This is a genomic window from Collinsella sp. CLA-JM-H32, assembly GCF_040098165.1.
GTDB lineage: Bacteria > Actinomycetota > Coriobacteriia > Coriobacteriales > Coriobacteriaceae > Collinsella.
In genome coordinates, this window is sequence record NZ_JBBNMZ010000032.1 from 1 (window position 1) to 652 (window position 652).

Consider the following 652-nt stretch of genomic DNA (forward strand, 5'->3'; position numbering starts at 1 on the left):
AGGGCGACCGACGGTGGAGCGCATGGGAGTGAGAATGCTGGCATGAGTAGCGAGAGACGAGAGAGTAACTCGTCCGCCGTGAACCCGAGGTTTCCTGGGCAAGGCTAATCCTCCCAGGGTCAGTCGGGGGCTAAGGCGAGGCCGGTAGGCGTAGCCGACGCGCAGCAGGCAGACATTCCTGCACCGCGCACGCGGCGCTACGACCGACGGGGCGACGGATGGGGGTGGCTCGGCGGGGTTCTGGACGTCCCCGTGATGGAGCGCGGCCCGCGGACCAGGGAAATCCGGTCCGCAGGAGGGCGAGGCTCCGGACGAAGCACTTAAGCGAAGCGAGTGAGCCCGAGGTCCCTAGAAAAACCCCTAGGCAGGCGCGTGCGCGCCCGTACCGCAAACCGACACAGGTGGGTGGGTAGAACATACCGAGGCGATCGGGTCAACCATGGTCAAGGAACTCGGCACAATGGCCCCGTAACTTCGGGAGAAGGGGTGCCCGCGCGTACGTGAACCGGCTTGCCCGGGGAGCGGAGGCGGGCCGCAGTGGAGAGGCCCAAGCGACTGTTTACCAAAAACACAGGACTCTGCAGAAGCCGCAAGGCGACGTATAGGGTCTGACGCCTGCCCGGTGCCGGAAGGTCACGCGGAGGAGTTAGCC

General features: G+C 66.0%; 1 rRNA gene. It reads left to right on the plus strand.

The annotated features are described in order from the left end of the window. Positions 1-652 (plus strand): 23S ribosomal RNA (locus AAA021_RS09495); the annotation flags it as partial.